14 protein-coding genes are annotated in these 13,008 nt (G+C 40.9%); all 14 read left to right on the top strand.

Annotated features, from left to right (window positions below; genetic code table 11):
- Positions 1 to 15 precede the first annotated feature (15 nt).
- The 14 genes from B3600_RS09950 to nuoH all read left to right on the top strand — a co-directional run bounded on the left by B3600_RS09950 (position 16) and on the right by nuoH (position 13,007).
- The gene (locus tag B3600_RS09950; protein ID WP_046673067.1) at positions 16 to 840 is read left to right on the top strand and encodes a MotA/TolQ/ExbB proton channel family protein; all 825 of its coding nucleotides are present in this window, start codon (positions 16 to 18) and stop codon (positions 838 to 840) included.
- A 101-nt stretch (positions 841 to 941) separates the two neighbouring features.
- Positions 942 to 1,604, top strand: coding sequence for an ExbD/TolR family protein (locus B3600_RS09945; RefSeq protein WP_286752825.1), 663 nt, complete (start codon positions 942 to 944; stop codon positions 1,602 to 1,604).
- 24 nt (positions 1,605 to 1,628) lie between these two features.
- Positions 1,629 to 2,186: an ExbD/TolR family protein gene (locus tag B3600_RS09940; RefSeq protein WP_286752824.1), complete on the top strand. Its 558-nt coding sequence runs from the start codon at positions 1,629 to 1,631 to the stop codon at positions 2,184 to 2,186.
- Positions 2,187 to 2,217: 31 nt separating this feature from the next.
- Entirely contained in the window at positions 2,218 to 3,105 is an 888-nt protein-coding gene (locus B3600_RS09935; RefSeq protein WP_286752823.1) for an energy transducer TonB, read from the top strand.
- Between the two features lie 330 nt (positions 3,106 to 3,435).
- The gene (locus B3600_RS09930) at positions 3,436 to 4,362 is read left to right on the top strand and encodes a PstS family phosphate ABC transporter substrate-binding protein (protein ID WP_286752822.1); all 927 of its coding nucleotides are present in this window, start codon (positions 3,436 to 3,438) and stop codon (positions 4,360 to 4,362) included.
- Between the two features lie 25 nt (positions 4,363 to 4,387).
- Positions 4,388 to 6,187: a tetratricopeptide repeat protein gene (locus B3600_RS09925; protein WP_286752821.1), complete on the top strand. Its 1,800-nt coding sequence runs from the start codon at positions 4,388 to 4,390 to the stop codon at positions 6,185 to 6,187.
- A 118-nt stretch (positions 6,188 to 6,305) separates the two neighbouring features.
- Positions 6,306 to 6,680, top strand: a complete 375-nt coding sequence (locus B3600_RS09920) for an NADH-quinone oxidoreductase subunit A (RefSeq protein WP_070560967.1) — start codon at positions 6,306 to 6,308, stop codon at positions 6,678 to 6,680.
- 61 nt (positions 6,681 to 6,741) lie between these two features.
- Entirely contained in the window at positions 6,742 to 7,293 is a 552-nt protein-coding gene (locus B3600_RS09915; RefSeq protein WP_070560969.1) for an NADH-quinone oxidoreductase subunit B, read from the top strand.
- The gene (locus tag B3600_RS09910) at positions 7,294 to 7,791 is read left to right on the top strand and encodes an NADH-quinone oxidoreductase subunit C (protein WP_070560971.1); all 498 of its coding nucleotides are present in this window, start codon (positions 7,294 to 7,296) and stop codon (positions 7,789 to 7,791) included.
- A 10-nt stretch (positions 7,792 to 7,801) separates the two neighbouring features.
- Positions 7,802 to 9,037 carry an NADH-quinone oxidoreductase subunit D gene (locus tag B3600_RS09905; protein WP_286752820.1) on the top strand — a complete coding sequence of 412 codons (1,236 nt, stop codon included), beginning with the start codon at positions 7,802 to 7,804 and terminating at the stop codon, positions 9,035 to 9,037.
- On the top strand, positions 9,030 to 9,551 hold the full coding sequence (nuoE, locus tag B3600_RS09900) for a complex I 24 kDa subunit family protein (RefSeq protein ID WP_112375107.1): 522 nt from the start codon (positions 9,030 to 9,032) through the stop codon (positions 9,549 to 9,551). The genes B3600_RS09905 and nuoE overlap by 8 nt, the downstream gene beginning before the upstream one ends.
- A 1-nt stretch (position 9,552) precedes the next feature.
- Positions 9,553 to 10,908 (top strand): NADH-quinone oxidoreductase subunit NuoF, encoded by a 1,356-nt coding sequence (gene nuoF, locus B3600_RS09895; protein WP_070560976.1) that lies wholly within the window; start codon positions 9,553 to 9,555, stop codon positions 10,906 to 10,908.
- A 30-nt stretch (positions 10,909 to 10,938) separates the two neighbouring features.
- Positions 10,939 to 11,958, top strand: coding sequence for a 2Fe-2S iron-sulfur cluster-binding protein (locus B3600_RS09890; protein WP_286752819.1), 1,020 nt, complete (start codon positions 10,939 to 10,941; stop codon positions 11,956 to 11,958).
- A gap of 8 nt (positions 11,959 to 11,966) precedes the next feature.
- Positions 11,967 to 13,007 carry an NADH-quinone oxidoreductase subunit NuoH gene (gene nuoH, locus B3600_RS09885; RefSeq protein ID WP_070560980.1) on the top strand — a complete coding sequence of 347 codons (1,041 nt, stop codon included), beginning with the start codon at positions 11,967 to 11,969 and terminating at the stop codon, positions 13,005 to 13,007.
- Position 13,008: the final 1 nt, after the last annotated feature.

Raw genomic sequence — 13,008 nt, 5'->3', positions numbered from 1 at the left:
CTAAAAATTAGAAAAATGGCAAACGCACCTAAAACTGCTGCAAAACAAGAGAGCAACAACGGAGGATCTTTCTTTGCTCAAGCTGCAATCATCATCTGTTTCATCGTGGGTTTCTGTGTATGGAAATTTGTGATGGGTAATCCAACTAACTTCGTTGACAACAATCCTGAAAATGCTCCAAATCCAGGTAACTACTTAGGAATGGTTTACCATGCTGGGGCTATCGTACCTGTTTTGCTTGGTTTATTCTTGATGGTATGGGTTTTCTCAGTAGAACGTTTAATCGTTATTAACAAAGCATCTGGTACAGGAAACGTTGGAAACTTTGTGAGAAAAATCCAAACGTTGATTAATGGTGGAAACATCGACACAGCAATCGCTGAGTGTGACAAACAAAAAGGTTCAGTAGCAAACGTAGTTAAAGCTGGTTTATTGAAATACAAAGCAGTATCAGTAGATCCTAACGTTGACACTGAAAAAGCTACTATCGCAATTCAAAAAGAAATCGAAGAAACTACAGCATTAGAAATGCCAATGTTAGAGAAAAACTTAAACGTTATCGCTACATTAGTTTCTATCGGTACATTATGTGGTCTATTGGGTACGGTAACAGGTATGATCAAAGCCTTCTCGGCATTGGCAACAGGTGGTGCTCCAGATTCAGCTAAATTGGCAAACGGTATCTCTGAGGCCTTGATCAATACAGCAACTGGTATCGCGACTTCAACATTCGCTATCGTATTGTATAACATCTTTACTGCAAAAATCGATAAATTAACTTACTCTATCGACGAAGCTGGTTTCTCAATCGTACAAACGTACGCTGCAAACCACAAATAAGAACTATGATGAAAATTTTTGATTTTATTTTATGGAAATCAAAAATCAAAAGCATCATAGGATAGAAGATTGAGTTTTTAATTTAAAAAGAAGAATTTAAAATGGGTAAAGCAAAAGTAAAAAGAGCCAGTACGTCGATCGACATGACAGCGATGTGTGACGTATCGTTCTTACTGCTTACGTTCTTCGTCTTAACGGCGACTGCGCGCCAACCGGAAGCATTGACGGTGGATACCCCAGCATCGACTACAAAAGATAAGTTACCTGATTCAAATGTGGGTATGATCACAATAGGCGATAAAGGTAAAGTTTTCTTCGGTACGACTGATCAACAAGTTCGCGTAAAAGCACTAGAAAGAATGTCAGCAAAATATGGCGTTGGCTTTTCACAAGAAGATTATGATCGTTTCAAATTGATGGAAAACTTTGGTGTACCAATGTCTAAATTGAAAGGATTATTGGCCCTGGATGGAAGTAAGCGTACAGAAAAAGGTTTGCAAACTGGTATCCCGGTTGATAGTACAGAGAATACTTCAAATGAGTTGTATTACTGGGTTCAAAATGCCCGTCTTGCAGCTGAGGAAGTAAATAAGGAAAAAGAGGCATCAGATAAAAACTTCGTGCATCCAGGACCTTTAAAGATGGCTATCAAAGCAGATGCGAATGAAAAATATCCTTCGGTTAATTTAGTTATTGAAACGTTGCGGAATCAAAAGCAAAACAAATTTAGTTTCATAACAGGCATGCGTGCTGAGGAGAAATAATTGACGATTTAATAAGAACAAACAATGGCAGAATTAAATCAGGATAGTGGTAAAAAAGGCAAAGGCGGGAAAGTAAGATCCAAGAAGAATGGCGGTAAGGTCGACCTTACGGCGATGGTGGATTTGGCATTCTTGTTGATTACCTTCTTCATGTTGACCACGTCCTTAAATAAACCGCAAGCGATGGATGTGGCTATGCCAGACAAAAATAAAATTAAGGAACAACAAAGCGATGAATTGCTTACAGCAGATAATCGTTCCCTGACAATTTTATTGGGTTCTGACAATAAAGTCTCTTGGGTATATGGTCAAGTTGCTCGTCCGATCGAAGGTCCTACTGTTGCTGGTTACGGTGCAGATGGGATTCGTAAGGTACTGATGGAGAAAAAGGCATATGTACCTCGCGTTTCAGGCGGTAAAGACATGATCGTAATCATAAGACCTAGTGATAAATGTACACAACGTAATCTGGTTGACATTCTTGACGAGATGAAAATTGTAGACGTAAAACGCTATATGATCGGTAAGATTACTCCAGAGGAAGTGGAAGTGTTAAAACGTGACAATATCTATAATGATTAGTTATTAGATTGACACAAAAAACTAAAATAAGATGATAGGGTCAAAATTAGATATTTTTAAGAAAGAATGGCTTGACGTCGTTTTTCAGGGCCGAAACAAGGAATATGGAGCTTACGAGCTTCGTAAGCTGGCGCCTAAAGCGACTAATAGAGGTCTACTCGTCGTAATCGGCTTCGTAGTGCTAGCAAGTCTTCTTCGTCTTTTCGGAGATAAAATTTTTCCGAAAAAGGCAGTTGAAGCACCTCCAGCAGTAACCGAGGTTACTTTGGAAGACCTTGAAGAAATCAAACCACCAGAGCCACCAGAAGAGGAGCCGCTTCCGCAAGAGCCGGAAGAAAAACCTCAACAAGTGGCTATGGATGTGCCAAAAGAGGATTTGGTTCGTTTCCCTGAGCCTAAAGTAGCTCCTGCAAACAAAGTTGTGGAAGAAGTTGCTTCTCAGGAAGAGTTGAAGGATCCAAATAAAACGCCAGCACGTATTACCTTGAAAGGTAGTCCGACTGGTACTTCCGTTGCACGTGGTGAATTTGGTTCGAAGAAACAAGACGGTGCAATCACTGGTGCTGCAAAAGGGGATCCTAATGGTAATGGAGACGAAATTCTTCCATTTAATGCCATTGAGGTTCAACCAATGCCTGTAGGCGGTATGCAAGCATTTATGTCTTGGGTTGGTTCAAACTACGAGTACCCAGCTGCTGCGACTGAAAATGGTGTGAATGGTGTCGTTGAAGTGTCCTTCGTTGTAGAAAAGGATGGTAGCTTGACAGACATCAATATCAAACGTGATTTGAAATATGGTACTGGTGATGCAGCTGTAAGGTTGCTTAAAAAAGCGAAGAAATGGAAACCTGGTATTCAAAATGGTCGTCCAGTTCGTGTAGCGTACACTTTACCAATTCGATTGAACCTTCAAAATTAGAATGACAAATTTTAATTCGAATAATAGTTCAAATTTTAGACAGAAATCGCCTCTGAAGCGGTTTCTGTCTATTTTAGGACTATTTATGTTTGGCTTTTATTTTGTTTTGGGCCTTTTGATTATATTCTGGGACAGTTTTCCCATTCCGATTAATCCAACTTACAAAACAATCTTTGGCGTCGTATTGATCCTGTATTCTTTTATGCGGTTTGTACGGCTATGGCAAAATAATTTTTAATTAACTGCCCTCTTCTTTTTGGCTACAACCAATTCTCTCTTCAAAAATTAAACTATTTTTTAATTAAACTGTCTTATTTTATGATGTATCATATGAGAAAATATAAAATGGTTCTTGTGATGCTAGGCATCTGTATGGGCATTTTTGTTTCCTGTAAAAATAAAACAAAGCAAGCGAAAGAGGGCGATGATATTTTAACAGGTAAGCTGCCCGTTATTGTGGATCAAACGTTGTTGCCTATTATCAAAGAATCTGCCGATGTGTTTGAGAGCTCTTATCCAAATTCAAGTTTGGAGCTTATGGCCCGGCCGGAGATTAAAGCGGTGAATGCATTGCTTGCTGATTCGGCCTATGTGGTTGTATTGACGCGAAAGTTGACAAATGAAGAAGATAGCTATTTCAGAAAACGCGGTATTCAGCCAAAGATATTTCAAATTGCTTCGGATGCTGTTGTATTGATCAATAATCGTAACAGTGCTGATACTATAATGCCTCAAAAAGACGTTAAGTCTTTGTTGGAAGGTAACTTAGCCGGACAACGTTTGATCTTTGACAATGCCAATTCAAGTACACTGCGGTATTTGAAGGACTATTTCAAATTGAACAAAATCGATCCGAAAGCTGTTTCTGCTTTAAAGGATAGTGAAGATGTTATGAAATATGTGAGCGAGAATACGAATACAGTGGGCGTTATTGGTTATAATTGGTATTTAAAAGCTGTGGAAAAAAATTCGAATTTATTGGATAAAATTCGTACATTGAGCATCGAAAGCGTTGGTAAGGAGGGCGAAAAGCTTAGTTTTTATAGACCGTCCCAATCAACTATCGCCGACGGCTTATATCCTTTTGTAAGACCTGTCTACATTATGAACTATCAGCCGAATATGGGCTTAGGTTTGGGCTTCAGCGCCTTTTTGACAGGAGATCGTGGACAACGTATTGTATTGAAAGCTGGATTGGTTCCCGCTACAATGCCTGGTCGGGAGATCATTATTAGAGATGAAAGTTATATTAAATAGATAATAAATAGTACAAAAATAGATTATGACAAACAGTAAATTATTATTTAGTCTTTTATTGGCGGGATCTGTGGGCACAGTAAGTGCACAAAGTTTGAAAGATGCTAGAGCAGCCATCGAGGCTGAGAATTATGGTAAAGCGAAAACTATCCTTCAACAGTTAGTGACTAAGCAACCTAAGAATGGAGATAATTATTTCTATTTGGGTCAAATTTATTTGGTAAACGACAGAGCGGATTCTGCCGCTGCGATTTTCAACCAAGGTTTGGCTGCTGATCCAAAGGCTACAATCAACAATGTAGGTTTGGGCTATGTTGACTTAATGAAAAAGGATAAAGCGAGCGCTGAATCTAAATTCGCTTTGGCAACCGCAAAATTAGGTAAGAAAGATTATGAACCATTATTGGAAATCGGTCGTGCATATATAAAAACGCCTGAGCCCGATTATGCGAAAGCTTTGGAATATCTAACGCAAGCGAAAGAAAAAAACAAAAAAGATGTTGCAATTCCTATCGCATTAGGTGATGCATACCGTGGTTTAAAAGAAGGTTCATTGGCCTATACAAGCTATGGTGAAGCGACTGATATCGATCCAAATTCAGTACAAGCGAAAGTTGGACAGGCTGTGATCGTACGTGGTGCACAAGCTTTTGATGAAGCTATCACACAATTGGAAGCTATTGCAGCAGAAACTCCGGCTTACGCACCTACTTATCGTGAGTTGGCTGAAACATACAATCAATGGTCAAGATTACCGGGTACTTCTGATGAGAAATATGTTGAGTTAAATAAAAAAGGTGTTGAGCAATACAAAAAATATCTAGAAGTTGCGGGTGATAATTCATTGGAAGCTAAAATCCGCTACGCCGATTTCTTGGTTTATGCACGTCAATATGACGATTTGAAAGTGGTTTCTGAGGAATTAGCGAAAAATCCTTCTGTAGATCCAAAAATCTATCGTTATTTGGGTTATATCGCTTTCCAAAAAGCGAAAGATTATCCAAAAGCTTTAGAATACTTAAACCAGATGTTTAGCAAAATGGAGAAGGATCGTGTAATTCCATTGGATTATATGTATCTAGGTATGTCAGAGATTGCGGCAAATAGTCCAAAACCAGCTGCTGGGGGTGCAGATAGCACGGCTACTGCTGCTCCGGTATTAACAGCAGAGAATACTGCGAATATTCAAAAAGGTATTGCTGATATTAAAAAAGCGATTGATTTGGACAAAGAATTGTTGGGAGAAACAGCTGAGTTGGCATTTGCGAAGTACCAAGAGCAAGAATTGCAGACAGCAGCCTCTTTATTTGAATTAGTGGCTTCTTACAAAGACAACAAGACGTATTTGTTTGATGCAAATTATTATGCAGGTGAAGCTTACTACCAAATCGGTGCTAAAGAAGATGCGGCTAGTAAAAATGAAGAGCAAGTTGTTGTAAACCAGGAATTAAGAGATAAAGCGCTTGCTAATCTTCAAAAATCTCAAACTTTCTTGTCAGTAATTGAAACTACAGATAATAAGGAAGCGCAAGATAAATATTTGATTAACGCACTTTATTACAAAGCTTTTGCAGCGTTAACTGCAGACAACTTGGAGCAGCCTAAAGGTGATTTCGTGGCACCATTCCAAAAATTGATCGATACCATCAATCAACGTGGCGCGCAAGAGAAAAATAAGAACTATTTAGTCGATGCGAATACCTATATCGGTCTTTACTATTATGTGAAGCAAGATCTTCCTAAAGCGAAAGAAAGCTTCCAAAAAGTATTGGCAATAGATCCAACGAATGAAGCTGTTCAAGGATACTTAGGTGCATTGAAATAGGCTTAAGTAAAATCATTCTAAATTAGGCGCAGATAGTAATATCTGCGCCTTTTTTGTTTTGTTTTTTACCTTGGAATCTCTATATTTAGAGACAGTTACCAATATAAATTGAATTGAGATGGAGCAAGCCAATAGTATGCCGATAGACTACTTGCCTATATTTATACAGCTTCTAGTTGCTGTAGGATTTGGAGTAAGTACCATAATTATTACACATCTTATCGGGCCAAAGGTCCGTACTGAAAACAAGCTTGGGGCTTTTGAGTCGGGGATTGAAGTTGTCGGAAATGCCAGGCAGCCTTTCTCTATCAAGTATTTCTTGGTGGCTATCCTGTTTGTGATTTTTGATGTTGAAGTCATTTTCATGTACCCGTGGGCTGTAAACTTCCGGGAGATGGGATTACAAGGCTTGATTGAGATGTTTATTTTCATGGGACTGCTCTTGTTGGGCTTTATCTATGTGATCAAGAAGAAAGCATTGAATTGGGACTAAACGTCCCGTTGGTCGTTGGCTCTTTGAGTCAATGATACTTAAACCTATAAATCGACTTTTCATGAGTGATATAAAATTGGCAGAAGCTCCTCCGGGAGTAGAAGGCGCAGGTTTTTTTGCGACAAGTTTGGATAAAGCCATTGGCTTGGCCCGAGCCAACTCTTTATGGCCTTTGCCGTTCGCCACATCCTGCTGTGGTATCGAATTTATGGCAACGATGGGCTCTACTTACGATTTGGCCAGATTTGGCGCTGAACGTCCTAGTTTCTCGCCCCGTCAGGCAGATATGCTTTTGGTAATGGGGACAATCGCTAAAAAAATGGCGCCTGTATTAAGACAAGTATATATACAGATGGCCGAGCCGCGCTGGGTAATCGCTGTAGGAGCTTGCGCATCGAGTGGTGGTATTTTCGATACGTATTCTGTTCTACAAGGAATAGACGAAATCATACCGGTTGATGTGTACGTGCCTGGTTGCCCTCCCCGCCCGGAAGCAATTTTGGATGGCGTATTGCGTCTGCAGGATATTGTAAAGAATGAATCATTGAACCGGAGAAATACGCCCGAATACAAAGCGCTGCTTGAGAAGTACGGAATACATACAAATAAATAGATGATGGAAAACAGTTTTTTATTGGATAAGCTCCAAGGAAATTTTCCGGGAAAGATTAACGAAATTCAAGATGCACACAGTCTATTGACCATTGTTGTTGATATGGAAGATGTGATTGATGTACTTCGTTTCTTAAAATCGAATAACGAATTGCAGTTTATTCATCTCACGGATATTACGGCGGTACATTATCCACATTTAGAAAAGGAGTTTGCTGTAGTTTACCATATTCAAAGTCTCGTTCATAATATCCGAATCCGCGTGAAGGTCTTTTTGCATGGACCAAATCCTGAGATTCCAACGGCAACAGTCGTTTGGAGAGGTGCAAATTGGATGGAGCGTGAAACCTTCGATTTTTTTGGTGTCAATTTTATTGGACATCCCGATTTGAGAAGAATTTTGAATGTAGATGATATGGAGGTGTTTCCAATGCGTAAGGAATATCCTTTAGAGGATCCAAATCGCGTAGATAAGAAAGATTTGTATTTCGGCCGTTAATTTATACGATATGAGCGAATTTATAAGCAAGATAACAGCTAATCAGCCTGTCTTTGATGATAATGATCCACAAGATGAGTTGATTACCCTAAATATTGGTCCCACACATCCGGCTACGCACGGTGTATTTCAGAATGTCGTGCAAATCGATGGTGAACGGATTGTTAGCGGAGTTTCCACGATTGGCTATATTCACCGTGCATTTGAGAAAATTGCTGAACATCGGCCTTTTTATCAAATTACGCCTTTGACCGATCGTCTAAATTATTGCTCGTCTCCAATCAATAATATGGGCTGGCATATGACCGTTGAAAAACTACTCAAGATCGAGATTCCTAAGCGGGTGCAGTATATGCGTGTTATCGTCATGGAGCTTGCCCGTATTGCAGATCATATTATCTGTAATGGTATTTTGGGGGTAGATACGGGGGCTTTTTCGGGCTTTTTGTATGTGATGCAGGAGCGTGAATTTATCTACGAAATCTTTGAAGAAATCTGTGGCGCTCGCCTGACAACGAACATTGGTCGTATTGGAGGCTTCGAACGTGATTTCAATGCTATAGCCTTTGAGAAAATACGTGAATTTCTAAAACGCTATCCGCCGGTATTGCAAGAGTTTGAAGAGTTGTTTGTTCGTAACCGTATTTTTATTGAGCGGACTTCAGGCGTTGCTGCTGTAACAGCAGAAGATGCACTGGATTATAGCTGGTCTGGCCCTATTTTACGGGCGACAGGTGTAGATTACGATGTGCGTGTACAGAATCCTTATTGCTCATATGAAGAATTTGATTTCGACGTACCTGTTGGTACAACAGGTGATGTATACGATCGTTTCATGGTTCGGAATGCAGAAATGTGGCAATCACTTCGGATTATAGAGCAGGCATTAGCGAAAATTGAGAAAGAACCTAAAGGTGTCTTTCATGCAGATGTGCCTGATTTCTATTTACCACCGAAAGAGCAGGTGTATACCAATATGGAAGCTTTAATCTACCATTTTAAAATCGTCATGGGTGAGGTGGACACACCGAAAGCCGAAGTCTATCATGCAGTCGAAGGGGCAAATGGTGAACTTGGTTTTTATCTGATTCATGACGGTGGACGGTCACCTTATCGTCTTCACTTTAGAAGACCTTCTTTTGTCAATTATCAAATGTTCGCGCCAATGAGTGCAGGAATGCTGATTTCAGATGCCATTATAAATATGAGTAGTCTTAACGTTATAGCCGGAGAATTAGATGCTTAGTGTAAAACAACATAATGAAAACGTAAACTTTTCTCCAGAATTGTTAGCCAAGTTTGGAGAAGTGGTAAGCCGTTACCCCGAAGGAAAGCAAAAATCAGGCTTATTGCCCATTTTACATCTGGTTCAGGCGGAATATGGCTGGGTAAGCGCAGATGCGATGGATAAGGTTGCTGTTTACCTGAATATATTGCCTATTGAGGTGTATGAGGTGGCAACCTTCTATACCATGTTCCTGTTGCAACCTAAAGGAAAATATGTACTGGAGATTTGTCGTACCGGACCTTGTTGTTTGGTCGGTGCAGAGCGTATCATGGGGCATTTAGAGCAAAAGCTCGGCGTAAAGGAAGGTCAGGTCACCGCTGACGGGCTTTTCTCTTGGCGGGGTGTAGAATGTTTGGCCGCCTGTGGTTTTGGACCAGTCTTACAGATCGGCCCTGAATATACATTCTATGAGAATCTGACAGAAGATAAAGTCGACGAATTGATTGATAATTTAAAAGCTAAAACAGAATAATATGGCACGTAAACTTTTGTTGACTCATATCGATGTTCCTGGCATCAATACCTTTGAGGTCTATCGACAAAAAGGTGGTTATGTTGCTGTTGAAAAAGTAGTAAAGACAATGTCTCCTGAGGATGTTGTTGAAGAGGTTAAGAAGTCTGGATTACGTGGACGTGGGGGAGCTGGTTTTCCTACGGGCATGAAATGGTCCTTTTTGGCTAAACCTGAAGGGGTGCCACGCTATTTGGTCTGTAATGCCGACGAGTCTGAACCAGGAACATTCAAAGACCGTTATTTGATGACGCACATCCCACATGCGCTCATTGAGGGAATGATTGTGTCCAGCTTCGCCTTAGGAGCTCATACATCGTATATCTATGTGCGTGGAGAGATGATGCCGCAAATCAGAATTCTGGAGCGTGCCATTGCTGAAGCCAAGGAAAAAGGTTTTTTGGGTAAAAATATTTTAGGCTCGGGCTATGATCTGGAGATTTATGTTCAACCGGGAGGTGGAGCGTATATCTGTGGTGAGGAAACAGCTTTATTAGAATCTTTAGAAGGTAAACGGGGTAATCCGCGTATTAAACCGCCTTTTCCAGCGATAGCAGGTTTATATAACTGCCCGACAGTGGTGAATAATGTGGAGTCTATTGCGACCACAGTGCCCATTATCAATTTGGGCGGTGAAGAATATGCTAAAATCGGCGTGGAGCGTAGTACCGGGACAAAATTAATTTCCGCTAGCGGAAATATTGTAAAACCAGGTGTCTATGAGATCGAACTCGGTCTGCCTGTGGAAGAGTTTATTTACTCGGATGAATATTGTGGTGGTATTGCCAATGGGAAACGAATGAAAGCTGTCGTAGCTGGAGGCTCTTCGGTTCCAATCCTACCCGCTAACTTGATCTTGAAAACTGCTGCTGGAAATAGCCGATTGATGACTTATGAGTCATTGGCGGATGGTGGCTTCCAAACAGGGACAATGCTCGGGTCGGGTGGTTTCATCGTATTTGATGAGGATCAGTGCGTTGTGCGTAATACGTGGAACTTTGCGCGATTCTATCATCATGAAAGCTGTGGGCAGTGCTCGCCTTGTCGTGAAGGAACGGGTTGGATGGAGAAGGTGCTGCATAAGATCGAGAGTGGTCACGGCTCGATGTCAGACATTGATTTGCTGTGGGATGTGCAGCGAAAAATTGAAGGGAATACAATTTGTCCATTAGGGGATGCGGCAGCATGGCCTGTGGCAGCAGCAATAAGACATTTTAGGGATGAATTTGAATGGCATATCCTTCATCCGGAAGAGTCACAAACACGGAATTATGGACTGGCACATTATGCTGATCCTTTACAACCAATAGTATCATAATAGAAGCTGTAACGATAAATTAATTATATCATGGCAGAAGCGGAAGATGTAAAGTTTAAGGTCACCATCGATGGTATACCGGTAGAGGTTGCTCCTGGGACAAGCATATTAAATGCAGCGAGACAGATCGGTGGAGATATAGTCCCTCCGGCAATGTGTTACTACTCCAAACTGGAGGGAAGTGGCGGTAAATGCCGTACCTGTTTGGTCAAAGTCTCCAAGGGATCTGAAAAAGATCCGAGGCCGATGCCCAAACTGGTGGCTTCTTGTCGTACGACGGTGATGGACGGTATGGAAGTACAAAATATTACTTCGCCAGAGGTGGTGGAAGCAAGAAAAGGTGTTGTTGAAATCTTATTGATCAATCATCCCTTGGATTGTCCAATCTGCGATCAGGCTGGCGAATGTAAATTGCAGGATCTTGGGTATGAACACGGCAGCGCTAATACACGCTACGAATTCGATCGTCGTACCTTCGAACGTATTGATCTGGGCGATAAGATCCAATTGCATATGAACCGTTGTATCTTATGTTACCGTTGTGTTTATGTCGCCAATCAGTTGACCGACCAACGTGTACATGGTATCCTAGGAAGAGGAGATCACGCCGAAATATCGACTTATATTGAAAATGTCATCGACAATGATTTCTCCGGAAATGTTATTGATGTTTGTCCTGTGGGAGCTTTGACGGATAAAACCTTCCGTTTCAAGAACAGGGTATGGTTTACAAAGCCTGTCGATGCACATCGCGATTGTCCGACATGTTCAGGTAAAGTAACCTTATGGTATAAGGGAGAAGAAGTCATTCGGGTAACTGCTCGAAAGGATGAGTTTGGTGAAGTGGAAGAATTTATCTGTAATACCTGCCGCTTTGATCAGAAAAAAACAAGCGATTGGATTTTGGAGGAACCAACAGAAATAGATCCACATTCTGTTATTTCTGCCAATCACTATGAGTTATTTAATCCGCCAAAAGTCATTAAAGAAAATCCAATATTGCAGGAACAAAATCGGGAACAGTTAGCTAGAACGGAAAAATTGAAATAATCACAAACATGGAGTGGTCTTTTGTCATAGAAAAATTAATACTGGTGTCTGTTATTTTTGTTGTCACCCTGGTGATTGCGATGTATTCGACACTTGCTGAGCGTAAAATTGCAGGTTTTATGCAGGATCGATATGGTCCTGACCGGGCTGGTCTCTTTGGTATCTTGCAACCGCTTTGTGACGGTGGTAAATTCTTCTTTAAGGAGGAAATTATCCCTGCAGGGGCACACAAGGTACTTTTTATCTTAGGGCCTACTATTGCCATTATTACGGCCTGTATTAGCTCGGCGGTTATCCCTTGGGGACAGGAATTGCAAATTGGGGGACGGGTCGTTTCCTTGCAGGTGGCCGATGTTAATGTTGGGATATTGTATATGTTTGGTGTGATCGCATTAGGTGTATATGGTATTATGTTGGGCGGCTGGGCTTCCAATAATAAATTCTCACTTATGGGTGCTATTCGCGCTGCGTCGCAGAGCATCAGTTATGAGATCGCCATGGGACTTTCAATTATCGCTTTATTGATGGTGACACAAAGTCTCTCCTTAAAGGAAATCGTTGCGCAGCAGTCGGGTTTTGTCAATTGGAATATCTGGGCGCAGCCGCTAGGGTTTATCATTTTTATGGTCTGTGCTTTTGCCGAATGTAATCGGGTTCCTTTCGATTTACCGGAATGTGAGACAGAGCTTGTCGGTGGTTACCATACGGAGTACTCCTCCATGAAATTGGGACTCTATATGTTTTCCGAATATATTAACATGTTCGTTTCCTCTGCATTGATGGCATCACTTTATTTTGGCGGTTATAATTTCCCCTTTATGAATGATCTGGGATTGTCGGCCAATATGATCACGATCATCGGGGTAGTGGTATTCTTCATTAAAATATTGCTGTTTATCTTTTTCTTTATGTGGGTGCGTTGGACTTTACCACGTTTCCGCTACGATCAATTGATGAATCTGGGCTGGAAGATGCTGATTCCATTGGCAATTGCCAATATTGTACTCACAGGTGTATTTACATTGATTAAAGATACTTATTTCTCATAAG

It is taken from the genome of Sphingobacterium sp. UBA2480 (assembly GCF_002341965.1).
Lineage (GTDB): Bacteria > Bacteroidota > Bacteroidia > Sphingobacteriales > Sphingobacteriaceae > Sphingobacterium > Sphingobacterium multivorum.
Note: the sequence above shows the minus strand (reverse complement) of the source record. Positions and strands in the feature narration are given on the sequence as shown.

Bases quoted from the DNA above. Each gene is read 5' to 3' on its own strand.
- B3600_RS09950 (WP_046673067.1), top strand. From the start codon at position 16: ATGGCAAACGCACCTAAAACTGCTGCAAAACAAGAGAGCAACAACGGA.
- B3600_RS09945 (WP_286752825.1), top strand. From the start codon at position 942: ATGGGTAAAGCAAAAGTAAAAAGAGCCAGTACGTCGATCGACATGACA.
- B3600_RS09940 (WP_286752824.1), top strand. From the start codon at position 1,629: ATGGCAGAATTAAATCAGGATAGTGGTAAAAAAGGCAAAGGCGGGAAA.
- B3600_RS09935 (WP_286752823.1), top strand. From the start codon at position 2,218: ATGATAGGGTCAAAATTAGATATTTTTAAGAAAGAATGGCTTGACGTC.
- B3600_RS09930 (WP_286752822.1), top strand. From the start codon at position 3,436: ATGAGAAAATATAAAATGGTTCTTGTGATGCTAGGCATCTGTATGGGC.
- B3600_RS09925 (WP_286752821.1), top strand. From the start codon at position 4,388: ATGACAAACAGTAAATTATTATTTAGTCTTTTATTGGCGGGATCTGTG.
- B3600_RS09920 (WP_070560967.1), top strand. From the start codon at position 6,306: ATGGAGCAAGCCAATAGTATGCCGATAGACTACTTGCCTATATTTATA.
- B3600_RS09915 (WP_070560969.1), top strand. From the start codon at position 6,742: ATGAGTGATATAAAATTGGCAGAAGCTCCTCCGGGAGTAGAAGGCGCA.
- B3600_RS09910 (WP_070560971.1), top strand. From the start codon at position 7,294: ATGATGGAAAACAGTTTTTTATTGGATAAGCTCCAAGGAAATTTTCCG.
- B3600_RS09905 (WP_286752820.1), top strand. From the start codon at position 7,802: ATGAGCGAATTTATAAGCAAGATAACAGCTAATCAGCCTGTCTTTGAT.
- nuoE (WP_112375107.1), top strand. From the start codon at position 9,030: ATGCTTAGTGTAAAACAACATAATGAAAACGTAAACTTTTCTCCAGAA.
- nuoF (WP_070560976.1), top strand. From the start codon at position 9,553: ATGGCACGTAAACTTTTGTTGACTCATATCGATGTTCCTGGCATCAAT.
- B3600_RS09890 (WP_286752819.1), top strand. From the start codon at position 10,939: ATGGCAGAAGCGGAAGATGTAAAGTTTAAGGTCACCATCGATGGTATA.
- nuoH (WP_070560980.1), top strand. From the start codon at position 11,967: ATGGAGTGGTCTTTTGTCATAGAAAAATTAATACTGGTGTCTGTTATT.